This window comes from Acinetobacter sp. SFA, from assembly GCF_001647535.1.
In the GTDB taxonomy this organism is placed as follows: domain Bacteria; phylum Pseudomonadota; class Gammaproteobacteria; order Pseudomonadales; family Moraxellaceae; genus Acinetobacter; species Acinetobacter pecorum.
Window position 1 is genome coordinate 133751 of record NZ_LSZI01000003.1, and the last position, 22210, is coordinate 155960.

Sequence of the window (22210 nt, forward strand, 5' to 3'; positions counted from 1 at the left end):
GGGCAATAGTTTAAATTAAAATGTATCACATGCGATTTAAGATTTTTAATTGAAGGTCCATAAATTAAAGGCCTAATTATGTGAAATGCATCGTAAACTGGACGAAATAGATAACTTTTCCTAAAATCTGCCGCACAATAATAAAGCTTAAAATGATAACTATAAAATGCCAAAACCTATCCATATGCTGCTGGAGCAGCTCGGGCTTAAGCGACAGCATCGTGCGCTACATTTACAGTTTTCACATCCTCCTTTAAATCATCAGGTTTTGATTCAGCGGATTGAGGGTCAGCATCACATCAATCAAGGCCTGCATGCTGAACTGATCTGTCTTTCCACTCATGCTCATATTGCCTTGAAACAATTTATCGGCTGTCGGGTGGCCATTGATCAGGTCACAGACCGGGGTGAACTTTTCCGGACTACGGGCATTATTACTGCAGCCAGCCAAGGACAGAATGATGGAGCTTTGACCCTGTATAAACTGACGCTGAATGATGCGACTGCACTCTGGCAGAAGCGCCGTAACAGTCGGGTTTTTATGAATAAGACGGTGCGCGAAATCAGTGAAATCCTGTTCAGTGAATGGCAAAACAGAAGTGCATTATTCGCGGCCAGTCTCAGCCTGGATTTGACAGGACTCAGCCGGCACTATGATGTCCGGCCTTTTGTGATGCAGTCGAATGAATCGGATTATGATTTTCTGACCCGTTTATGGCGTAGCGAAGGAATTAACTGGCTGATTGATGAAAAGCAATTAACTGTGCCTGTATCAGCCAGCGAGATTCAAGCTCAGCTTTTAAAACTGGTAGATCATTCCCAATATTTTTCAGCTTTAAAACGCCGCTCCATCCGGTTTCATCGTAGTCATGCCACCGAACAGCTCGACACGCTGAACAGTCTGATTGCGGTACGTCAGCTCAATCCGAATAGTACCCAGACCCAGCGCTGGCATGCCCAGCAACTTGCCCAAGATCAAAGCCAGCCTTTATTCAGTAATCATCAGCAAAGTGATATTCACGCAAATGCCACTCTTCAGCTTGAAGATGCGTGGAACATCAGTCCGGCCTGGACCGGCGACTTAAATCATGAGGATCAGGTGACAGTATCTGGTATAGCTCAACTAGACCGACTCAATCAGCAGCTCAGTGACTATCATGCTTTGCAGTCCAAATATTTTAAAGCCAGTAGCAGCGTACGAGATGCTCAGGTCGGATACTGGTTTGAACTGCAACAGCATCCTGAAATTGATCAGCATCCTGCCCATCAACGTGAATTTCTGATTTTAGCTAAGCGGTTTTATAACCAGAACAATTTACCCAAAGACATTTTATCGCAGCTGGACAGTTTGCTTGAGAAGAGTGGTTGGCAGATGACACAGGAGGAACGACAGGCCAATGAACTACAGATTGTGCGCCGCGAAATCCCGGTTGTTCCTGAATATCAGCCTTTCATTCATCGGCCTGCTGCATATCCGCAACGGGCTCGAGTGGTCGGACCTGAAGGTGAAACGATTCATGTCGATGCATGGGGACGGGTGAAAGTTCGTTTTCTGTTTACCCGGAGTGAGGATCATCAGCATGATGGCGGTGCAGGCAGCAATGACAATGATAGCGATTCTGCCTGGGTGGATGTTTTGACCCCTTGGGCGGGTGAAGGCTATGGCATCAGGTTGCATCCGCGAATTGGCGAAATTGTGGTGATTGATTTCTTTGAAGGTGATATCGACCGGCCCTTTGTGGTGGGGCGGATTCATGAAGCAGAACGGCATCCGACCATGTTTGATGCGAAGGGAGAACTTCCTGCGACCAAAAAACTCAGTGGCATCCGTTCTCAGGAGGTCGATGGTGAGGGCTTTAACCAGCTTCGTTTTGATGATACCCCTGAACAGATCAGTGTACAGCTACAAAGTAGTCATGCAGCCAGTCAGCTCAATCTGGGAAATCTAAGCCATCCTAAAGATAGTGAAAGCAGCGATGGTCGGGGAGAAGGTTTTGAGTTAAGAACGGATCATTGGGGTGCCATACGTGCAGGGAAAGGCTTGCTGATTTCCACTTATCGGCAAGAGTCAGCCGCAGGCAATCACTTGGAGGCTGACTCAGCCAAAGAACAGCTTGAATCGAATCTCAATCATAGTAAAGCCTTGAGTGATATTGCTGAACAACAGCAGACTGATCCGCTGCAATTTTTTGATAGTTTAAAACAGTTTCTGAATCAGATTGAAGCTGAAGATCAAGCCAAGGCTGCCGCATTTAAACAGGCGGTGATGCTGTTAACTGCCCCCCAATCGATTGCACTGAGTACAAAGGAAAATATCCATTTATCCGCTGATCAGCAAATCAATCAGAGTGCCGGGGACAATATTCATTTTTCAACCCAGAAATCTTTAGTTGCTCATGCACAGGACAAGATCAGTTTATTTGCTGCTCAAGAGGGTGCAAGTCTCTATGCTGCTAAAGGCAAAATTGAGCTACAAGCCCAAGATGATGCAATTGAAGCGATCGCCCGCAAGGTAATCAAACTTATTTCGACTGAAGACAAGATCGAAATCACCAGTCCGAAGGAGATCGTACTGACCGCTGGAGGGTCTCAAATTAAGATCAATGGTGGTGGAGTAGTGGTCACAACTGGTGGGAAATTTGAGTGTAAGGCAGGGCAGCATAGTTTTATGGAAGGGGCTAAAGTCTCTTATGAAATACCTCAGCTTCCGAATAATGCTTTATATAGCAATAGGCTGGATATATATGATCTATTTTGGCAGTCCGATTTCAGTTCAATAAATTATAAAGCTTTTATTCCTGATACTAATTCGTATATTTCAGGTCAGCTTGATACGCATGGTCGTACTGGAAAAATTACTACAGTTGATCCCTCTAAAGTAGAAATTTTGGTAGGGCTCAATGATGAATGGGGATTAAGTGTCCAAGGTTATGATGTTGATGACCTGATTGAGCAGAATAATAAATAGGATATAAAAATAAAAATGAAAAATAAGTCTTTAGCAACCATACAAATTCTAGATTTGTTAGGTAATCCAATTCCTAAAGTTCAATATGAAGTCAAAAATAGTAAGACAGGTCAACATGTAGTACAGGGTTCTACCAATTCCAAGGGGTGCCTTTATGAAATTCAAAGAGACAAAGGAACGGTTTTAGATATATATGTCAAAAGCCTTTTGGGTGGAGATATGAAAAAAGTTCAGACCTTCATAATGGTAAAAGACCGTATGCTGGTTACGGTTATAAGTCCTAAAATTCTCTTGGATTTAAAAACAGTAGAAAATAATGGAAATAAAGGAAGTTATAAACGTAAAACACATAAAGTTAAAAAAGGTGAAACTTTATCATCTATTGCACAACAGTATCACACCACAATCCGAGTGCTCGAAAGGCTGAATGGGATAAAAGATGTCAATAAAATCAGCATAGGACAAGTAATTAAACTTCCAATTAATATGCCTGCTACAGGAAATAATACAAGTATTGATAGAAAGCCAAACCCTCAAAAAAACGCTTCTCAAAATAATAATTCTCAATCAGCAGAGAAAAGTAAAAAAGAGACTAAACAGGCTGATAAAGGAATTGTGAATATAGTTGAAGAGTATGAGAAGAAAGCATTAGAGCAGCTTAATGAATGGTATGAGGAAGGTAAGAAAGCTTTATCGGATGCAATAAAAATTGATATGAAAGAGGTTCGCAGTCAGGATGGCGGAACACCGAAAACTGATACTTCCAATTTATGTAAAACTAATCCTCAATGTATATCTCAAGGCAAAAGTGAACTTATTAGAGAGGTTAATATCAGGCTAGCAGGCTTTGGTGGCGCATTACCTACAGATGAATTTACTCCTTTAACAGAGGAATGTATAAAACAATTTCAACGGGATTATATGGGGGTTCCTGAAACTGGAAAAATATGCGGAAGTTTTTTAGCAGCTTTAGATAAGTTTTATTATGAATATCCAATTGAAAATTTTATGACTAAAGCTAGTTGTCCCTGTGGTCAGTGTTCAGGTTATGGTAATAATAGAAGAGGTATTAAATCTGGTTTGAATGCTGCTAATGAATATCCAGGGTTGCATAGATCTTTAATATGGATATTAAAAGCATTAAATTTTTATTTAAAAAATGAATTTAAATATAAAGGTCTTGAAGTGGCTTATATAGAATCTGCTTATAGATGTATAGATGATAATAAGAAAAAAGGCAGAACTACAGTAAATCATATGGGTTTAGCATTAGATATACATATTAATAAAAATGGGAAGAGGACTAAGGTTATAGAAGATATAGATTTTATTAGAAAAAAAATTATGACTATAAAAATGAGAGCAAGTGAAGAAAGGGCTTCTGATAAAATATATTTAGAACCAAAAAAATTTAAGAGTGGAGCAAATGGAGCAACTACTTGGGTTCATTTTGATGTGACAAGATTCTCGAGTATTTACTTTAATGATGAATACTTCAAAAAAGAAATTAAAGATCTCAATGGAAATCCGGTAGTTGAGATTATTAAATCACTAAATATGAATTCTATTTTAAATTGTGCAGGAATAATCGTAAATACTTACACTATTTCTAAAATACCAGATCAAACTATTGATGATCTGGTAAAAGAATTAGGGGATGCGATTGCTAGTGGTGAAGGTAGCTATGAAGCTTGGAATGCAGGAGCTCCAGAAGGAAAAAGAGTTAAATACGGAAAAATGAATGACTTGCCAGGTACAATCACTGGAAAAACTATTGATGAAATTTTAGACGCTGCGAAAAAATATAGATGGGATGACAATAGAAGAAGATTTGCCACTGGAAAATATCAAACAATTCCTTCTACTTTAGCAGCAGCTAAAACGAGACTAAATTTGAGTGGTAATGAATTATATGATCCTTCTATGCAAGAAAGAGTCTTTAAGGAGCATTTATTAAGAGGTCGTTCATCTATCTACAGTTTGATTATTAAAGGTGATAAAACTGTAGAGCAGGCCATGGTTGATGCTTCGAAAGAGTGGGCTTCAATTGCTTTACCGAAGGGAGAAAAGAATAAATATGGAATTATTTCTGATGGTAGTATCGGTTATCATGAATCTAACACAAATAAAGCAAATAAACATTCTACCGAAAAAGTTAAAGTTATATTTGAAAAAATACATGCTTATCATTCAAATAAATAGGTTTTAAATATGAAATCCAAATTAATTTTATTATTGTTTTTTAATGGTTTATTATTTTCAAGTTATACATACCCAAAAGAAAATATATTAATAACCTCAAATAATGTGTCAAGATGTTATTTTGAAAGTGAAGTTGTTGATTTTTGTTCTAAGGATAAGATTGAAATCTATAATCAACATATTAAAGATTTACCTAATTTTTCAAATGATAAAATATTATTAATTTTAAATCATAATAGAAATACAGGCAAAGGTGAAAGTAGAGTTGTTAAACTGATAGTTATATTAGATCCTCTAGCAAAAAAAGTAATTCCTATGCCGCAGATGGTAGGTAATTTTGTTGATGATAATTTAAGAGAAATTAGTGATGATCCTGCTATTATAAAATATAATAAAAAAGATAATAAAATTTGTTTATCAGGAACTACCTTTTTTTTAAAAAACAATAATATTAATATTGAAAATGAATGTTATAAGTTTGAGAAAGGGCGTGTAAATAAAATAGAGGGCTTAATATTAAATGGCATTGAAGAATTTTCTAAATTGCCCTATTCATCTGATATTCATTTTAAGTGTATAAATAATATTAGGTTAAATCAATGTAATAACTTGAGATTAATGTCTTCTCAAAAAATATTAAATAAGTATAATTTTATTAACCCTCAAGATGGAATGAGTATTTTTCTGAAAGGAGAAAAAGATTTCTTTTTAATAGTATCTCCGTTTTTTGATGAAGAGGGAGCTAATTTAAGGATTATGAAAGTTAAAAATTTTAATTTAATTTCAGAAAAATATATTTATGCAGGAAAAAATGTAAATATTGATAGGAATTTAAACATAAAATATTTTGAAGGAAATAATAAAAAAGAATTCTCATTCTAAGAATAATTAATTTAAAAAGCCGACTCACGCCGGCTTTTTTATTCTTACCCTTCCAAAACCTCTTCCAGCAACTCCTCACTCGGTGCAAAGTAATAGGCACCATCCAGAGGTGTTACGAAATGCAGTAGACGGTCATGAATCCCATCGCCAGAGGTACCGAACATACGTTCTAACATAGCATCAATAATTTTCAGGTCTTTGGTGTAGGCAATAAAGAATAGCCCCTGGTCACCACGTCCGTCTCCATAAGGCAGAGAATGACGCAGGATTTCCATTTCTTCGCCTTCTTCATCTTCAACTACAGTACGTGCCACGTGCGCATTTTCAGGTTTGACCTCATCATCCAATTCAATTGATTCAAGTTTGGTACGGCCCATAACCTGTTCCTGAGTATCGACTTTTAGCTTTTTCCATTTTTCCAGGTTATGCGCATAACGCTGGGCAAAAATAAACGAACCATCTTGGAAAATACCTGAATCTTCACCTAATAATGCGACTTCAGCACGATCATCCGGGAATTGCGGATTTTCAGTACCATCAATAAATCCGGTTATGTCACGACCATCAAAATAGCGGAAGCAAACCCGTTCATCCAGCACCTGAACCTGGTCCTGAATTCCTTCAAAAAAAGCCTGACTGAGCGCAAAACAGATATCAGCACGGGCACTGGCTATATGAATGATCATATCTGCTGGAACCACAGGCATTTCAAATGAACCATGAATGGGTTCAAGCTGTTTAAACCCTGCAGGACTTTGTGAGTACAGACGTGACCAGAGCTCAGGCCCAAAGGCTACCGCCGTTTTAATTTGTGCTTGAGGATGTTGCGTGATCAGCCGATCACGTGAACTAAACAGATGTTCAAGTTGTTCTTTTAATTTTTCAATACTTAAATCTTTAATACGTAAAACAATAAAGCGGGCATGATCTGAAGGAAGTGGCAAGATTACCGATTGGGCTGTCATTCATGGCTCCTGTAAGAATAAGTCCTGTTTTCTAATTTCTATATTGTGCCTGAAGCCACACAGAGTGAATAGTCCGATGCTTTATATTTAAGCAGGTTTTTAGCCTGATTTTATTGGAATATTCATATAATATTAGGTGGGTTTTGCTGAGTGAAATGTTCATGTCCTATCAAATATGGTTTGCCTATATGCTGGCCTGCTGGGTGATTAGTGTGTCCCCGGGCGCAGGAGCAATTGCATCAATGTCGAGTGGGCTCAACTATGGTTTTCGGCATGGTTACTGGAATGCGCTGGGTTTGCAACTGGCGTTATTGGTGCAGATTGCAGTGGTTGCGGCAGGTGTGGGAGTTTTGTTTGCAACCACACCATGGGCATTTTTGGCGGTGAAATGGTTTGGCGTGGCTTATTTGTTGTATTTGGCATATTTACAGTGGAAAGCACCCGCACAATCTATCGAAATTAAACACGAATTGGCACGTAAATCGGCAGGGAAACTGGTATTACATGGTTTCTTGGTCAATATGAGTAATCCCAAAGCCATCGTATTTTTACTGGCAGTCCTGCCACAATTTCTGGACTTGTCCAAGCCGCAATGGATTCAATATCTGATTATGGCAGCAACGATGGTGACAATTGATCTGATTGTGATGGCCGGTTATACCGGACTGGCGGCTAAAGTTTTAAGGCTACTTAGATCACCGAAACAACAAAAAGTCATGAACCGGACTTTTGCCGGTTTATTTGCTGGCGCAGCATTTTTATTGAGTTTGGTGCATCAATAGAGATTGTTTGCTCTCTCCTTTGGAGAGAGGCTGAATGGGTCAAGAGAAAATAAAAAGTATATGAAAGTTATAATGATGCGAAAGAAAGATTAACTCAGCTTTTTAAACTTCTGGATACAAAAAATTAATGCAAATAGGGTGGCCATGGTCAGGACAATGGTTAGACCTGTTGAAGTGTTGAGGCCTGCACTTGACCAGAGACCTACGGTCACCCCAATTTGTGCAATCACAAAGGCCCAGATCACCATTTGACGAGGGGAGTTTGCCAGTAATCGGGCAGTCAGGGCAGGGATCACCAGTAATGCACCCATCAAGAGTGAACCGACTGCTTTTAGGGCGAGCACGGTAAAGAGTGCTAACAGCAACATGAAAATCAGGCGTTGCCATTTGGCATTGACGCCTTCACTGACCGCCATGTCCGGATCAATTGCAATTTGGATCTGCGCTTGCCAACTTTTATAGAGGACGGCTAAGGCCAGACTAATGACAATGGCAAAAGTCGGTAAGTCAGTCCAGGAAATCGTGAGTAAATCACCAAATAAATAGCTGAGCAGTTCAGGTCTTAAGCTGGGTAAATGCTGGATGAATAACAATCCTGAGCAGAGTAGGGTCGCTGAGCAAAGTGCAAGTAAGGCATCATTGGGCAAGCGAGGATCGTGCAAAATCCAGAGAATTCCGACCAATAATAAGGCAATAAAAGTTACACCCATCCACAGCGGTAAACTTGAAGCGCCGGCAAGCGCTACACCCAATAAAGTGCCGTGTGCCATAGTGTCGGCAAAAAAGGACATACGACGCCACAGCATGAGACAGCCCAGTGGGGCGGTCAAAAAGACCAGTAAGGTTCCCATGATCCATGCAGGTAAAAGGAGAGATAACCAATCCATCATGACTTAAGCTTCCGGCTCGGGGTGGATATGAGGGCGTGAATCATGCTGACAGGGGGTCGAAGAGTCTCCATGAGCACAGTGGTCATGATGATGTTGGTAAAACACCCGATTGGTACCAAAAATAGCTTGGTATTCAGGATGTTGCTGCACGCTTTCTGGCAGGCCGCTACAACAGATATGTTTGTTCAGACAAACGACACGGTGTGTACCCTGCATTACCCATTGCAGGTCATGTGAAACCATGAGAATGGCACAGCCATATTTTTCCGGCAGACTGCGGACATATTCATAGAGTTCCGCTTCGGACTGGATGTCCAGACCCTGCATCGGTTCATCGAGAACTAGAATATCCGGCTGGCGCAACAAGGCGCGAGCCAGCAGTACCCGTTGACGTTCGCCACCAGATAACTGCTGAACTTTGGAGTCTTGTAGGTTATTAATGCCGGTATCGCGAATAATCTCGGTTTTAATTTTGGTTGGGCACTTTTCTAGTGCCAGTAAATCCTTTACCCGTAGCGGCAAGCTATGTGAAGGATTGAATTTCTGTGGCACATAAGAAAATTTGAGCTTGCGCGCAGTCGTGATTTCACCTGATTGCGGTTTCAGAATACCGAGCATGACTTTAATTAAGGTTGACTTACCTGCACCGTTTGGACCAATCAGTGTGACAATTTCTTTCTCTTGTAGCGAGAAATCAATGGCTTTTAGAATATCGCGCTCATCGATTTTGACCCAGATATTGGAAAGCTGAATCAGGGGAGGGGCACTTACGCTTTGTTGCGGCACTGCTGACAAATTCCTGAAATTTCAATAATACTATGATGTGCAGTGAAGTCGTCCGAGCTTGCCAGTGCATCGAGTTGATCCAGTAGACCCTGCGCTGAAGCTTCTTTGACGGCTTTACATCGGGTACAGATTAAAAAAGCGGCCTGATGTCCTTCACGCGGATGGCAACAAGGAATATAGGCATTGATCGAGGTCAGGCGATGAATCAGACCTTTGCTTAATAAAAAATCCAGGGTACGGTAAACCGTTGGGGGGGCCGCAGGGCGATCACTGGCATTTTTCATTTGTGCCAACAGATCATAGGCACCCATTGGGCCATGCGCATTCAGAATGAGTTCCAGCACTTCTTTACGTAAAGGTGTCAGACGTGCACCGCTTGCTGCACAAAGACTTTCAGCTTCGACAAGACGTTGTGCGACATTCGGATGGTCGTGCACGCCGTGCAATGCGTTGTGGTGTTCGTGCGAACAGGAACCCATAGTTCACCTCAAGTGCGAAACTGAAAATTAATAGATTTCAAATCTTAGCATGAAGCGTTCTGAGTTTCGATTGGGCATAGGTATTTTTGTATTTTTGTTATATTATAACACTCACTGATTTTATCGTTTTTTAAGTGATTCCTGCCCATGTTCCGTCTCCTTGCAATCAGTCTGCTGGCCTTGTTCAGCACACTCAGTTGGTCACAAAGTCTGGTGGTGTCTACTCAGCCGATCTATCTGATCGCCAAGAAAGTTACCCAAGGCGTGGAACAGCCGACCTTATTGCTGGCCAATCAGAGCGGACATGATGTGAGTCTTACCCCGGCACATCGTAAAACCATTCAGGATGCGGGCCTGGTCATCTGGCTCGGCAAGGCGCATGAAGCACCATTAGCCAAAGTGCTGAATGAAAGTAATAAAGGTATTGCACTTTTAGACTCCGGGATCTTGACTACCTTGCCGATGCGTAATCCGCGTGGCGAGGCCTTAAAAAATACGGTAGATACGCATGTCTGGCTTGATCCCAACAATGCAGTACGGATTGGTTTCTTTATTGCTGCATTGCGTTCGCAGCAATTACCGAAGCATCGTGAACGCTACTGGAAAAATGCCCGTGACTTTGCACAGAACATGTTTGCTACGGCCCAGCGTTACGGTTCAAGCAGTAAAGCCCAGCCCTATTGGTCCTATCACGATGCCTATCAGTATCTGGAGCGTCCACTGAATTTAAAATTCATGGGGGCATTAACAGATGATCCGCATGTCTCGCCAACTGTGGCACAAATCAAGTTTCTGCAGGATCATCGTCCACAACGTAAAATGTGTCTGCTGGCCGAAGGTCATGCCAGTGAAAATCAGTACCGAAAACTCAAACCGGTGGTGTTCCAGGATGTAGATGAAAGCATGAGCGGTGCAGGGGACTTCGTAGAAGCGTGGCAGCAATTGGCGGCAAAAACTCAAAAATGTGTGATAAATGCGCGCTAATGATTTAAAAAATGCACAGATTTTGATTAGTTTAGCAGCATTGACCCGATTTAAAAAAACGCGACTAAGGTCGGGAAAAGATTGCATGTTCAGGGGTGTAACTCTATAATGCCTGCGATTAAAAATAATCACCTGTTAAACTTGTCAAGCATGATTGCTGTGAGTGAATAAATAATGAGCCGAACTAGTCGCTTGATTGACCGACGATTAGCGAAAGCTTTGGTCCTCCTGCAAGCCTGTATGATCCCTGTTTCAGCCTTGATCGGCTGGGTCGTGAAAGACTCAACCGCAGCCGTGAGTGCAGCATTAGGTGCGCTCGTATGTTGGCTCGCGACTTGTTATTTTTCGTGGCAATCGTTTCGAGCAGCAGGAGCCCGCGCGTCTAAACAAGTTCTTTCGAACATGTATAAAGGCTTAATGGGAAAGTTTGCCATTGTGATTGTTGGTTTCATTTTGATTTTAAGCAATGTTAAGCCGTTGTCAGCGGTGGCGTTGTTTTGTGGTTTTATGCTCGTTCAGGCCATGTCGTGGGTCGCTCCATTTTGGGCGTCACGTCTACAAAAATGAGTATAGGCACAACAAAAAATTGAAAAGTTTTTTAGGAGATGAACGAGATGTCAGGCAGCACGCGATGTTCGTTCACTCTATTTAGTATTTGACATTGACCAGGTGTGATTTATGGCTGCTGAAGAACATGCGCTTACTTCGACCGAGTATATCAAGCATCACTTGACCAACATGACCTATGGCAAGATGCCGGATGGTTCTTGGAAGTTGGCTGAGACTGCTGATGAAGCTCAACAGATGGGGTTCACTGCTATTCACTTGGATTCAATGGGTTGGTCAATCGGCCTTGGTGTCATTTTCTGTTTGCTGTTCTGGATTGTAGCGAAAGCTGCAAATGCTGGTGTTCCAACCAAGTTCCAGTCTGCAATTGAAATGATCATTGAGTTTGTTGACTCAAGTGTTCGCGACACTTTCCATGGCAAATCACGCTTAATTGCACCACTTGCATTGACCATTTTCGTGTGGATTTTCCTCATGAACGCAATGGACTTGATCCCAGTTGACTTTATCCCGTATACAGCTCAATTGATTGGTGCAAACGTGTTTGGTATGGACCCTCATCACGTTTACTTCAAGATTGTTCCATCTACTGACCCTAACATTACCCTTGGTATGTCATTGTCTGTATTTGCACTGATCTTGTTTTACAGTATCCGTGAAAAGGGTATTAGTGGTTTTGTCGGCGAATTGGCACTTAACCCATTCAATCCAAGTAACCCAGTTGCAAAAGCGTTGCTTATTCCAGTGAACTTGATTTTGGAATTGGTAACCTTCCTTGCTCGTCCAGTTTCATTGGCTCTCCGACTGTTCGGTAACATGTATGCAGGTGAGTTAATCTTCATCCTAATCGCGTTATTGCCGTTCTGGATCCAGTGGGCGTTGTCTGTGCCTTGGGCGATCTTCCACATTCTTGTTATTACGCTACAGGCATTCATTTTCATGATGCTGACTATCGTATACTTGAGTATGGCTAGCGAAAAACATTAATGGTATTGCCTGACTGTCACGAGATGGTTGGGCACAGTTTTCTAACTTAATTTGGTATAAAACCTAACCTCTGAGGAATTATCATGGAACTCACTTTAGGTCTAGTTGCAATTGCATCTGCTATCTTGATCGCTTTTGGTGCTTTAGGTACTGCGATTGGTTTTGGTCTTCTAGGCGGCCGTTTCCTTGAAGCTGTAGCTCGTCAACCAGAATTGGCTCCACAACTTCAAACTCGTATGTTCTTAATCGCGGGTCTTCTTGATGCTGTGCCTATGATCGGTGTTGGTATTGGCTTGTTCTTCATCTTCGCTAATCCATTTGTAGGTTAATCAGCTTAATTCCGAAATTCACTATTTGAGGAATTTGCAATGAATATCAACCTCACATTGTTTGGCCAAGCGATTGCATTTGCGATTTTCGTCGCATTCTGCATGAAGTTTGTATGGCCACCACTAATCAATGCGATTAGTGAACGTCAGCGTCGTATCGCTGATGGCTTAAATGCTGCTGAAAAAGCGAAGGCTGACCTTGCAGATGCGCAAGCACAAGTGAAAGCTGAACTGGACGCGGCAAAAGCACAAGCGGCTCAATTGATCGAACAAGCGAACCGTCGTGGTGCACAATTGATCGAAGAAGCGCGTAACCAGGCTGCGGCTGAAGGTGAGCGTATTCGTCAACAGGCTAAAGAAGCTGTTGATACTGAAATCAATTCTGCTCGCGAAGAATTGCGTCAACAAGTGGCTGCTCTTGCAGTGACTGGTGCTGAGAAAATTCTTAGCCAGCAAGTTGATGCAGAAGCTCACAATGCCATGCTGACTCAGCTGGCTGCTAAACTTTAAGAGAGGCGGATTATGGCTGAACTCTTGACGTTGGCACGCCCTTACGCTAAAGCAGCATTTGCTTACGCTTCTGAGCAGGGTGCAACTGACTCTTGGTCGACTGCACTTGAATTGCTCAGTGCTGCGGTGCAAGACGAAGCATTTTCAGCTTATCTAAATCGCCCAGAGCTTACACCTGCTGAGCAGGTGTCTCTTTTTGCTAAAGTTTTAGGTGAAGACCAAACTGCAGCAGTGTCTAACTTCTTGACATTGCTTGCTGAAAACAACCGTTTGGAACTTCTTCCTGAAATCGCTGCAGAATATGAACAGCTCAAATCACAGAATAACAATACTGTGGATGTTGTGATTGAATCAGCATTCCCATTGACTTCTGCCCAAGAACAATTGCTTGCAGATGCGTTGAAAAAACGCTTTAACGCAGCAGTGAATGTTTCTGTGGAAGTGAAACCAGAGCTTATTGCTGGTGTAGTTATTCGTGCAGGCGACCAAGTGATAGATGATTCTGCGCTTAATAAGCTTGAAAAAATGCGTACTCGTCTTCTTGCTTAATAAATAAGAAGACTGAACTTTAAAAAGATTGAGGTATAGCGCAATGCAACAACTGAATCCATCCGAGATCAGTGCGCTCATTAAACAGCGTATCGGCGATCTGGACACCAGCGCAACCGCTAAGAACGAAGGGACCATTGTTATGGTTTCCGACGGTATTGTGCGTATTCACGGCTTAGCTGACGCTATGTACGGTGAAATGATCGAATTCGACGGCGGCCTTTACGGTATGGCACTGAACCTAGAACAGGATTCAGTGGGCGTCGTTGTTTTAGGTAACTACTTGAACCTTCAAGAAGGTCAAAAAGCGCGTTGCACAGGTCGTGTATTAGAAGTTCCGGTTGGTCCAGAACTTTTAGGCCGTGTAGTAGATGCTTTGGGTAACCCGATTGATGGTAAAGGCCCGATCGATGCTAAATTAACTGATGCTGTTGAAAAAGTAGCACCAGGCGTAATTTGGCGTCAGTCAGTGGATCAACCTGTACAAACTGGTTATAAATCAGTAGATACAATGATCCCTGTAGGCCGTGGTCAGCGTGAGTTGATCATTGGTGACCGTCAAACTGGTAAAACAGCAATGGCGATCGACGCGATCATTGCTCAGAAAAACTCTGGCATTAAATGTGTATACGTAGCAATCGGTCAAAAACAATCGACTATCGCTAACGTAGTACGCAAGCTGGAAGAAACTGGCGCTATGGCGTATACCACTGTTGTCGCAGCAGGTGCATCTGATCCAGCAGCAATGCTGTATTTGGCTCCGTACTCTGGCTGTACAATGGGTGAATACTACCGTGACCGTGGTGAAGACGCGTTAATCATTTATGATGACTTGTCTAAGCAAGCTGTTGCGTATCGTCAAATTTCATTGCTTTTACGCCGTCCACCAGGTCGTGAAGCTTATCCAGGTGACGTGTTCTATCTACATTCACGTCTACTTGAACGTGCTTCTCGTGTATCTGCTGACTACGTTGAGAAATTCACTAACGGTGAAGTTAAAGGCCAAACTGGTTCATTAACTGCATTGCCGATTATTGAAACTCAAGCGGGTGACGTATCTGCATTCGTACCAACCAACGTAATTTCGATTACTGATGGTCAGATCTTCCTTGAAACATCATTATTCAACGCAGGTATTCGTCCTGCTGTGAACGCGGGTATCTCTGTATCTCGTGTTGGTGGTTCAGCGCAAACCAAGATCATCAAGAAATTGTCTGGTGGTATCCGTACTGCTTTGGCGCAATACCGTGAATTGGCAGCATTTGCTCAGTTCGCTTCTGATCTTGACGAAGCAACTCGTAAGCAACTTGAACATGGTCAACGTGTAACTGAGTTAATGAAGCAAAAACAATATGCTCCATACTCAATTGCTGACCAGGCTGTTTCAATTTATGCATCTAACGAAGGCTACATGGCTGACGTAGACGTTAAGAAAATCGTAGACTTTGATGCTGCGTTGATTTCTTACTTCCGTTCAGAACATGCTGCGTTAATGCAACAAATCGATGCCTCTGGTGATTACAACAAAGACATCGAAGCTGCAATCAAAGCAGGTATTGAAAGCTTTAAAGCGACTCAAACTTACTAATTTAGCAACTTGCTAGATTAGTGTTGGTTTGGTTCACGGAATCAACCTTCGGAAGCTCGCAAGGGCTTTCGAATACTAGGTTAAGCGTATGGCAAATTTAAAAGAAATTCGCGCCAAAGTAGCTAGTATCAAGAGCACGCAAAAGATTACTCGAGCGATGCAAATGGTAGCAGCTTCTAAGATGCGTCGTGCGCAAGAGCGCATGGCTCAAGGCCGTCCGTATGCCGAAAATATGCACCGTGTAATTGCTCATTTGGTTCAAGCGAATCCTGAATACAAACACCGTTATATGGTTGAACGCCCGGTTAAGCGCGTTGGCTATATTATTGTGTCATCAGATCGTGGCCTTGCTGGTGGTTTGAACATTAACCTGTTCAAAAAAGTGGTTAAACACGTTCAACAGCAACAAGAGCAGTCAATTGAAGTTCAATTTGCTTTAATTGGTCAAAAAGCGGTTTCGTTTTTTAAAAACTACGGCGGTAAAGTGCTTGGGGCGACGACGCAAGTCGGTGATACTCCAAGTCTTGAGCAGTTATCTGGTTCTGTACAGGTGATGTTGGATGCTTATGATAAAGGCGAGTTAGATCGTATTTATCTAGTGTCAAACGGCTTTGTCAATGCCATGACTCAAAATCAAAAGATCGAACAACTTGTTCCTTTGGCTGCTGCTGAAGAAGACAAGACTCTTAACCGTCAATACGGTTGGGATTATATCTACGAGCCTGAAGCTGAAGAGCTTTTAAATGGCTTGTTGGTTCGCTATATCGAGTCTGTGGTGTATCAAGGTGTGATTGAAAACATCGCATGTGAGCAGTCTGCACGTATGGTCGCTATGAAAGCAGCGACAGATAACGCAGGCGAGATCATTAAGAGCCTGCAACTTATTTATAACAAGCTGCGTCAAGCCGCGATTACTCAGGAAATTTCTGAGATCGTTGGTGGTGCCGCTGCCGTTTAACATTATTTTGAATTGAGGAGACAGCAATGAATAGCGGTCGTATCATTCAGATCATCGGCGCGGTTATCGACGTCGAGTTTGAACGCAACAGCGTTCCTAAGATCTATGACGCTCTCCAAGTAGATGGTACTGAAACTACTTTAGAAGTTCAGCAACAGCTTGGTGATGGCGTAGTTCGTACTATTGCAATGGGTTCTACTGAAGGCCTTAAGCGTGGTTTGAACGTAGTTAACACTGGTGCGCCGATTTCTGTACCTGTAGGTACAGCGACTCTAGGCCGTATCATGGACGTTCTTGGTCGCCCAATCGACGAAGCTGGTCCTGTTGCGACTGAAGCACGTTTACCGATTCACCGCGCAGCGCCTTCTTATGCTGAACAAGCGGCTTCTACTGATCTTTTGGAAACTGGTATTAAAGTCATCGACTTGCTATGCCCGTTCGCGAAAGGTGGTAAAGTTGGTCTGTTCGGTGGTGCCGGTGTTGGTAAAACTGTAAACATGATGGAATTGATCAACAACATCGCGAAAGCTCACTCAGGTTTATCTGTGTTTGCTGGTGTTGGTGAGCGTACTCGTGAAGGTAATGACTTCTATCACGAAATGAAAGATTCTAACGTTCTAGACAAAGTAGCAATGGTCTACGGTCAGATGAACGAGCCGCCGGGTAACCGTTTACGCGTAGCGTTGACTGGTTTGACCATGGCTGAATATTTCCGTGACGAGAAAGACGAAAACGGTAAAGGCCGTGACGTACTATTGTTCGTAGATAACATCTATCGTTATACACTAGCGGGTACTGAAGTATCAGCACTTCTAGGTCGTATGCCATCTGCAGTAGGTTACCAGCCTACACTTGCAGAAGAGATGGGTGTTCTTCAAGAACGTATTACATCGACTAAGTCTGGTTCTATTACGTCAATCCAAGCGGTATACGTACCTGCCGATGACTTGACAGATCCATCGCCTGCTACAACGTTTGCTCACTTGGACGCAACTGTTGTATTGAGCCGTGACATCGCATCTTCTGGTATTTACCCAGCGATCGATCCACTAGACTCAACTTCACGCCAGTTAGATCCGTTAGTTGTTGGTCAAGAGCATTATGAAATTGCACGTTCTGTACAGAACGTATTGCAACGTTATAAAGAGCTTAAAGACATCATCGCGATTCTTGGTATGGACGAGCTTGCTGAAGAAGATAAACTGGTTGTTTACCGTGCGCGTAAAATCCAGCGTTTCTTCTCTCAACCGTTCCACGTAGCTGAAGTATTTACTGGTGCTCCTGGTAAATTAGTATCTCTTAAAGAAACGATTCGTGGCTTTAAAGGTCTTCTAGCTGGTGAATACGATCACATCCCAGAACAAGCGTTCTACATGGTTGGTGGTATTGACGAAGTGATTGCTAAAGCTGAGAAACTTTAATTAGTTCCCTAATTTAGGAGATTCTCATGGCGACTATGCAATGTGACGTTGTAAGTGTTCAAGAGTCTTTGTACTCAGGCACTGTAACTATGCTAATTGCTAAAGGTGCTGGCGGTGAGTTAGGTATTATGCCTGGTCACGCTCCGCTGGTAACTTTGCTCCAACCTGGCGCGATCCGCGTTATTTTGGAAAACGGTACAGAAGAATTAATCTATGTATCTGGTGGTGTTCTAGAAGTTCAACCGCATGTTGTTACGGTTCTTGCAGATACTGCAGTCCGTGCAGAAAACTTAGATGAAGCTGCAATTATTGAAGCGCGTAAACACGCTGAACAATTGCTAGCAAATCAAAAGGGCGATTTGGACGCTGCTGCTGCTTTGGCTGCTCTTGCAGAAACTGCTGCACAGTTGGAAACGATCCGCAAAATCAAAAACCGCGCTCAATAAGAGACGGTTCGAGATTGAAGAAACCACCCGAAAGGGTGGTTTTTTTTGGTTCATAGGTTCTTATCATGTTTGTTTTTATATATGTGTTCATAAAAAAAGATTAAGTCTTTTTCTCTGCCATAATTATTGCCAGAACCAAATGTAGCTACTACGTACAAAAAACCAAACTTTTCTAATTCAGATGCTGAAAAGTTACATTCATTATTCTTAAGGTGGTAATCCTTCTTGGATTTGTTCATTTCAAATGATAAGTAGGCTTTTTCTAACCCTTCTAATAAAAATGATGTAAATTGAGGAATAATATGAGCATATCTTAAAAAAGTTTCACGATTTATTTCTTTCGCATCATATAAAAGAGCTAAACGAGCGAGCATTTTAGATTGATGTATTAAATAGGCTTTATCTAAAGCATTAAGTAATTCACCACCTATTTCTAAGTTATTTTGATCCTTGAAGATTTTCAGTAATGTTCCTGATGCTAACTTTTCACCTTCTTTTATAAATTCCAGGATATTTTTCAGTTTTTGCTTTTCATTATAGCTCCTAAAAACTTGATAAATAGCTAAACCTGATGATGCTATTGGAAAAGCTTTTAAAATTTCTTGAAAAATAGTATCAGTCGTTTCTAAAACTGTATTATCAAAATAGTTTTCTGCTGTTTGAATGATATTAGATTTTATTTGACTCATGATAAATTTTCTTTTTTCAAATATATAGATAATGTACTACACACCTGAAAATTTGAAATTTATATTTTTTAGCATCACCTTAAAACAGCTGATTTAGATTATTTGTTTTAGCTTAGAATTTTTGCAAGTATTGATCTTGAGAGTGTTAGTTTTACATTTCTGATTCTTAAATAAATTTCATTTTGTACCGCTCGATATAACTTTTACCCTTTCTCAGTAATATTTTGAACCAATCTGTAAGCAGACACACGCTATAAAAAAATCAATGATAAGTTAAATAATTCGAACAGATACCCGCTTGTTATAGCTTCATTTGACTGGGTTAAGAACATGCAAAACTTATAATTTAAAAAGGGAAAATCATGGCTTATCAATCTATTAATCCATTTACCAATCAAAAATTGAAAGACTACCCCTTCCATAGCGATCAAGATATTCAAGATGCACTCGATACTGCAGAAAAAATCCTGAAATCGGAATGGGCTCAAAAGGCCGATACCCGTATTGAGGTACTGCGCAAGCTGGCTAGCAGTATGCGTGAGCGAAAGTCGGAACTGGCCAAGCTCATGACGCTGGATATGGGTAAACTGATCAAGCAGAGTGAAGGTGAAATCGAAACCTGCGCCAAAATTGCTGAATACTATGCTGATCATGCCAAAGAATTTTTAGCGCCTGTGTCCTACGAAACGGAACTGGGAGAATCCTGGGTTGAGCATCATCCATTGGGCATTGTTATGGCAGTTGAACCGTGGAATTTTCCGTTTTATCAATTAATGCGGGTTTTTGCACCGAACTGTGCCATCGGTAATCCGGTTCTGGCAAAACATGCCGGAATTGTACCGCAATGTGCCGAAGCTTTTGAACAACTGATCTTGGATGCAGGCGCACCCAAAGGTGTCTGGACCAACCTGTTTATTAGCAGTGATCAGGTTGCTGAGGTGATTGCAGATAAACGTGTACGTGGTGTGGCACTCACAGGTTCAGAAGGTGCGGGCAGTGCTGTCGCTGAGCAGGCCGGAAAACATCTTAAAAAATCAACGCTGGAACTGGGCGGTAATGATGTCTTTATTGTGCTGGATGATGCTGATCTGGAAAAGGCCATCAAGATAGGCTGCCAAGCTCGGGTGAACAATACCGGTCAAGTCTGTACAGCAGCCAAGCGCTTTATCCTACATGAAAAAATTGCCGAACAATTCAAGGCTGGCATGATCAAGGTATTTGAAGGGTTAAAAATTGGCGATCCGCTTGATCCTGAAACCACATTGGGTCCACTGTCTTCCGCTGACGCTTTGGAAAAGCTGACTGAACAGGTCGATAAGGCGGTAGAACATGGTGCGAAAGTGGTCACTGGTGGTAAGCCGTATGAGCATGCAGGCAATTTCTATCAGCCGACGATTTTGGAAAATATCAGCCGAGATAATCCGGCCTGGTATGAAGAATTCTTTGGTCCGGTTGCCCAGATTTATGTGGCCAAGGATGAGGATGAGATTGTTTCGATTGCCAATGATTCCAATTATGGTCTGGGTGGCGTGATTCATTCACAAGATATCGAGCGGGCGAAAAAGCTGGCTTCACGTGTCGAAACGGGCATGATCTGGATTAACTGGTATACCGATACTGCACCAGAACTGCCATTTGGCGGAATCAAGAACTCGGGTTATGGTCACGAACTCTCCATTGACGGTTTCAGAGAATTTGTGCAGAAAAAACTGGTCGTCGTCAAAAGCCCGAAAAAATAAGCCCAACACCAAACTAGAAAGCCACTGCTGAAGTGGCTTTCTTTTAATTAGTATTGATTAAATTCCTTTCGAATATGACTAATTATCACCTTATTATAAAGATATGGGCTTAAGAAGATGGAGTCTAAAATTTGAAGCTATCTTATTTGGATAAAAATATTATATCTGCTGATAGTGAATTTAATTAAATCATTATTATTCTTATATTTATGTATAAATAAAAATATTTGTTTTGAGATAGTCGAGCATAATTTAAAAATAACAGCCAAAAGAATTTTAAGAATTTGTAAAGAATAGCTGAGAAATACAATTCTATTGTTGTTGCAGTTTTTCTATTGTCTATAGTTAAGGAGATTATTCAAAAATAATCTGAAATTATAATAATAGAAGAGAGAATTAATATGCCAACAACAATGAAAGCAGCGGTCGTAACTGCATTTAACCAACCCTTAGAAATCCAAGAACTCGACATCCCTCAAGTTAGCCCAGGCAAAATCCTGGTCAAGATCATTGCCACAGGTGTTTGTCATACCGATCTGCATGCCATGCATGGCGACTGGCCGGTGCAACCGAGCTTACCTTTTATTCCCGGGCATGAGGGAGTAGGAGAAGTGATTGAAATAGGTGCAGGCATTGACCATTTAAAAATAGGAGATATTGTCGGTATTCCATGGCTGTATTCGGCGTGTGGCCATTGTGAACATTGTTATGCGGGCTGGGAAACCCTGTGCAGAAAACAGCAAAATTCGGGGTATTCGGTCAACGGCAGCTTTGCTGAATATTGTCTGGCCGATGGAGATTATGTAGGAGTAATTCCAGAGGGAGTAGATTTACTTGAAATTGCACCTATTCTCTGTGCAGGCGTCACTGTCTATAAAGGTCTGAAAATGGCTGATGCCAAAACAGGAGACTGGATGGCAATTTCGGGCATTGGCGGTCTGGGTCATATTGCTGTTCAATATGCCAAAACCATGGGATTTAATGTTATTGCCATAGATGTGGATGACTCAAAACTGGAACTGGCCAAAAATCTGGGTGCTGATGTGGGCATAAATGCACTGAAATCTGATGTAAAAGAAGAAGTGATGAAAGCCACCGGAGAAGGTTGTCATGGGGTATTGGTAACAGCAGTCTCTCCCAAAGCTTTTGAACAGGCAGTCTCGATCGTGCGTCGGGGGGGAACTATGGTGCTAAATGGTTTACCACCAGGCAAGTTTGACTTGTCGATTTTTGATATGGTACTTGACGGCATTACGGTGCGCGGCTCGATAGTGGGTACGCGACTGGATCTCAAGGAAGCATTGGATATTGCTGCCCGGGGTAAGGTTAAGGCACATATTAATGTTGAGCCGCTGCAAAATATCAATGATATTTTTCAGCGTATGGAACAAGGGAAAATTGATGGCCGGATCGTGATCGATATGCGACTTTAATTCCTCATTGAGAGGAAATAAAAGCCAATCTGGTTCTTGCCGGATTGGTTTTTTGA

Annotated in this window: 21 protein-coding genes; 16 read left to right on the forward strand and 5 right to left on the reverse strand. The window is 41.8% G+C overall.

Annotated elements, in window-relative coordinates; all coding sequences use genetic code 11:
• The first annotated feature begins 166 nt into the window (after positions 1 to 166).
• The 3 genes from AY607_RS02895 to AY607_RS02905 are packed head-to-tail and all read left to right on the forward strand — an operon-like array spanning position 167 to position 6052.
• The gene (locus tag AY607_RS02895) at positions 167 to 2968 is read left to right on the forward strand and encodes a type VI secretion system Vgr family protein (RefSeq protein WP_064101715.1); all 2802 of its coding nucleotides are present in this window, start codon (positions 167 to 169) and stop codon (positions 2966 to 2968) included.
• 15 nt (positions 2969 to 2983) lie between these two features.
• Positions 2984 to 5170 carry a LysM peptidoglycan-binding domain-containing protein gene (locus tag AY607_RS02900; protein ID WP_064101716.1) on the forward strand — a complete coding sequence of 729 codons (2187 nt, stop codon included), beginning with the start codon at positions 2984 to 2986 and terminating at the stop codon, positions 5168 to 5170.
• 9 nt (positions 5171 to 5179) lie between these two features.
• The gene (locus AY607_RS02905) at positions 5180 to 6052 is read left to right on the forward strand and encodes a hypothetical protein (RefSeq protein WP_064101717.1); all 873 of its coding nucleotides are present in this window, start codon (positions 5180 to 5182) and stop codon (positions 6050 to 6052) included.
• A gap of 44 nt (positions 6053 to 6096) precedes the next feature.
• On the opposite strand, the gene AY607_RS02910 is transcribed toward AY607_RS02905, so the two are convergent.
• On the reverse strand, positions 6097 to 7017 hold the full coding sequence (locus AY607_RS02910) for a Dyp-type peroxidase (RefSeq protein ID WP_064101718.1): 921 nt from the start codon (positions 7015 to 7017) through the stop codon (positions 6097 to 6099).
• Between the two features lie 161 nt (positions 7018 to 7178).
• On the opposite strand from AY607_RS02910, the gene AY607_RS02915 reads away from it, so the two are divergent.
• Positions 7179 to 7799: a LysE family transporter gene (locus tag AY607_RS02915; RefSeq protein WP_064101719.1), complete on the forward strand. Its 621-nt coding sequence runs from the start codon at positions 7179 to 7181 to the stop codon at positions 7797 to 7799.
• A gap of 89 nt (positions 7800 to 7888) precedes the next feature.
• Here AY607_RS02915 and znuB read toward each other — a convergent pair whose 3' ends face one another.
• The 3 genes from znuB to AY607_RS02930 are packed head-to-tail and all read right to left on the reverse strand — an operon-like array spanning position 7889 to position 9954.
• Positions 7889 to 8689: a zinc ABC transporter permease subunit ZnuB gene (znuB, locus tag AY607_RS02920; protein WP_064101720.1), complete on the reverse strand. Its 801-nt coding sequence runs from the start codon at positions 8687 to 8689 to the stop codon at positions 7889 to 7891.
• A gap of 3 nt (positions 8690 to 8692) precedes the next feature.
• Entirely contained in the window at positions 8693 to 9475 is a 783-nt protein-coding gene (gene znuC / locus AY607_RS02925) for a zinc ABC transporter ATP-binding protein ZnuC (RefSeq protein WP_064101721.1), read from the reverse strand.
• Positions 9457 to 9954, reverse strand: coding sequence for a transcriptional repressor (locus tag AY607_RS02930; RefSeq protein WP_064096950.1), 498 nt, complete (start codon positions 9952 to 9954; stop codon positions 9457 to 9459). Before AY607_RS02930 ends, znuC begins: the two co-directional genes overlap by 19 nt.
• Before the next feature lie 147 nt (positions 9955 to 10101).
• Between AY607_RS02930 and AY607_RS02935 the strand changes: the two genes are divergently transcribed.
• From AY607_RS02935 to AY607_RS02980, 10 genes are all read left to right on the forward strand, one after another.
• Positions 10102 to 10938, forward strand: a complete 837-nt coding sequence (locus AY607_RS02935) for a metal ABC transporter solute-binding protein, Zn/Mn family (RefSeq protein WP_064096951.1) — start codon at positions 10102 to 10104, stop codon at positions 10936 to 10938.
• Between the two features lie 174 nt (positions 10939 to 11112).
• Entirely contained in the window at positions 11113 to 11505 is a 393-nt protein-coding gene (locus tag AY607_RS02940) for an ATP synthase subunit I (protein WP_064101722.1), read from the forward strand.
• Positions 11506 to 11616: 111 nt separating this feature from the next.
• Positions 11617 to 12492 (forward strand): F0F1 ATP synthase subunit A, encoded by an 876-nt coding sequence (gene atpB / locus AY607_RS02945; protein WP_064096953.1) that lies wholly within the window; start codon positions 11617 to 11619, stop codon positions 12490 to 12492.
• Positions 12493 to 12575: 83 nt separating this feature from the next.
• Positions 12576 to 12821: a F0F1 ATP synthase subunit C gene (gene atpE, locus AY607_RS02950; protein ID WP_000424060.1), complete on the forward strand. Its 246-nt coding sequence runs from the start codon at positions 12576 to 12578 to the stop codon at positions 12819 to 12821.
• A 39-nt stretch (positions 12822 to 12860) separates the two neighbouring features.
• Positions 12861 to 13331 (forward strand): F0F1 ATP synthase subunit B, encoded by a 471-nt coding sequence (locus AY607_RS02955; protein WP_064096954.1) that lies wholly within the window; start codon positions 12861 to 12863, stop codon positions 13329 to 13331.
• Between the two features lie 12 nt (positions 13332 to 13343).
• Positions 13344 to 13880, forward strand: coding sequence for a F0F1 ATP synthase subunit delta (locus AY607_RS02960; protein ID WP_064101723.1), 537 nt, complete (start codon positions 13344 to 13346; stop codon positions 13878 to 13880).
• A 43-nt stretch (positions 13881 to 13923) separates the two neighbouring features.
• Entirely contained in the window at positions 13924 to 15468 is a 1545-nt protein-coding gene (gene atpA, locus AY607_RS02965; protein WP_005094547.1) for a F0F1 ATP synthase subunit alpha, read from the forward strand.
• Positions 15469 to 15556: 88 nt separating this feature from the next.
• A complete protein-coding gene (gene atpG, locus AY607_RS02970; RefSeq protein WP_004280996.1) occupies positions 15557 to 16426 on the forward strand; it encodes a F0F1 ATP synthase subunit gamma in 870 nt (289 codons plus the stop codon).
• A 26-nt stretch (positions 16427 to 16452) separates the two neighbouring features.
• Positions 16453 to 17847 (forward strand): F0F1 ATP synthase subunit beta, encoded by a 1395-nt coding sequence (atpD, locus tag AY607_RS02975; protein WP_064101724.1) that lies wholly within the window; start codon positions 16453 to 16455, stop codon positions 17845 to 17847.
• A 26-nt stretch (positions 17848 to 17873) separates the two neighbouring features.
• Positions 17874 to 18293, forward strand: coding sequence for a F0F1 ATP synthase subunit epsilon (locus AY607_RS02980; protein ID WP_064096955.1), 420 nt, complete (start codon positions 17874 to 17876; stop codon positions 18291 to 18293).
• A gap of 50 nt (positions 18294 to 18343) precedes the next feature.
• Here the strand turns inward: AY607_RS02980 and AY607_RS02985 are convergent, their stop codons facing one another.
• Positions 18344 to 18982: a hypothetical protein gene (locus tag AY607_RS02985; protein WP_064101725.1), complete on the reverse strand. Its 639-nt coding sequence runs from the start codon at positions 18980 to 18982 to the stop codon at positions 18344 to 18346.
• A gap of 362 nt (positions 18983 to 19344) precedes the next feature.
• On the opposite strand from AY607_RS02985, the gene AY607_RS02990 reads away from it, so the two are divergent.
• Both AY607_RS02990 and adhP read left to right on the forward strand, forming a co-directional pair.
• A complete protein-coding gene (locus AY607_RS02990) occupies positions 19345 to 20721 on the forward strand; it encodes an NAD-dependent succinate-semialdehyde dehydrogenase (protein WP_064101726.1) in 1377 nt (458 codons plus the stop codon).
• A gap of 401 nt (positions 20722 to 21122) precedes the next feature.
• Complete coding sequence (gene adhP / locus AY607_RS02995) at positions 21123 to 22154, forward strand: alcohol dehydrogenase AdhP (RefSeq protein ID WP_064101727.1); 1032 nt, start codon at positions 21123 to 21125, stop codon at positions 22152 to 22154.
• The last annotated feature ends 56 nt before the right edge of the window (positions 22155 to 22210 follow it).

Bases quoted from the DNA above. Each gene is read 5' to 3' on its own strand.
- AY607_RS02895 (WP_064101715.1), top strand. From the start codon at position 167: ATGCCAAAACCTATCCATATGCTGCTGGAGCAGCTCGGGCTTAAGCGA.
- AY607_RS02900 (WP_064101716.1), top strand. From the start codon at position 2,984: ATGAAAAATAAGTCTTTAGCAACCATACAAATTCTAGATTTGTTAGGT.
- AY607_RS02905 (WP_064101717.1), top strand. From the start codon at position 5,180: ATGAAATCCAAATTAATTTTATTATTGTTTTTTAATGGTTTATTATTT.
- AY607_RS02910 (WP_064101718.1), bottom strand. From the start codon at position 7,017: ATGACAGCCCAATCGGTAATCTTGCCACTTCCTTCAGATCATGCCCGC.
- AY607_RS02915 (WP_064101719.1), top strand. From the start codon at position 7,179: ATGTCCTATCAAATATGGTTTGCCTATATGCTGGCCTGCTGGGTGATT.
- znuB (WP_064101720.1), bottom strand. From the start codon at position 8,689: ATGATGGATTGGTTATCTCTCCTTTTACCTGCATGGATCATGGGAACC.
- AY607_RS02930 (WP_064096950.1), bottom strand. From the start codon at position 9,954: ATGGGTTCCTGTTCGCACGAACACCACAACGCATTGCACGGCGTGCAC.
- AY607_RS02935 (WP_064096951.1), top strand. From the start codon at position 10,102: ATGTTCCGTCTCCTTGCAATCAGTCTGCTGGCCTTGTTCAGCACACTC.
- AY607_RS02940 (WP_064101722.1), top strand. From the start codon at position 11,113: ATGAGCCGAACTAGTCGCTTGATTGACCGACGATTAGCGAAAGCTTTG.
- atpB (WP_064096953.1), top strand. From the start codon at position 11,617: ATGGCTGCTGAAGAACATGCGCTTACTTCGACCGAGTATATCAAGCAT.
- atpE (WP_000424060.1), top strand. From the start codon at position 12,576: ATGGAACTCACTTTAGGTCTAGTTGCAATTGCATCTGCTATCTTGATC.
- AY607_RS02955 (WP_064096954.1), top strand. From the start codon at position 12,861: ATGAATATCAACCTCACATTGTTTGGCCAAGCGATTGCATTTGCGATT.
- AY607_RS02960 (WP_064101723.1), top strand. From the start codon at position 13,344: ATGGCTGAACTCTTGACGTTGGCACGCCCTTACGCTAAAGCAGCATTT.
- atpA (WP_005094547.1), top strand. From the start codon at position 13,924: ATGCAACAACTGAATCCATCCGAGATCAGTGCGCTCATTAAACAGCGT.
- atpG (WP_004280996.1), top strand. From the start codon at position 15,557: ATGGCAAATTTAAAAGAAATTCGCGCCAAAGTAGCTAGTATCAAGAGC.
- atpD (WP_064101724.1), top strand. From the start codon at position 16,453: ATGAATAGCGGTCGTATCATTCAGATCATCGGCGCGGTTATCGACGTC.
- AY607_RS02980 (WP_064096955.1), top strand. From the start codon at position 17,874: ATGGCGACTATGCAATGTGACGTTGTAAGTGTTCAAGAGTCTTTGTAC.
- AY607_RS02985 (WP_064101725.1), bottom strand. From the start codon at position 18,982: ATGAGTCAAATAAAATCTAATATCATTCAAACAGCAGAAAACTATTTT.
- AY607_RS02990 (WP_064101726.1), top strand. From the start codon at position 19,345: ATGGCTTATCAATCTATTAATCCATTTACCAATCAAAAATTGAAAGAC.
- adhP (WP_064101727.1), top strand. From the start codon at position 21,123: ATGCCAACAACAATGAAAGCAGCGGTCGTAACTGCATTTAACCAACCC.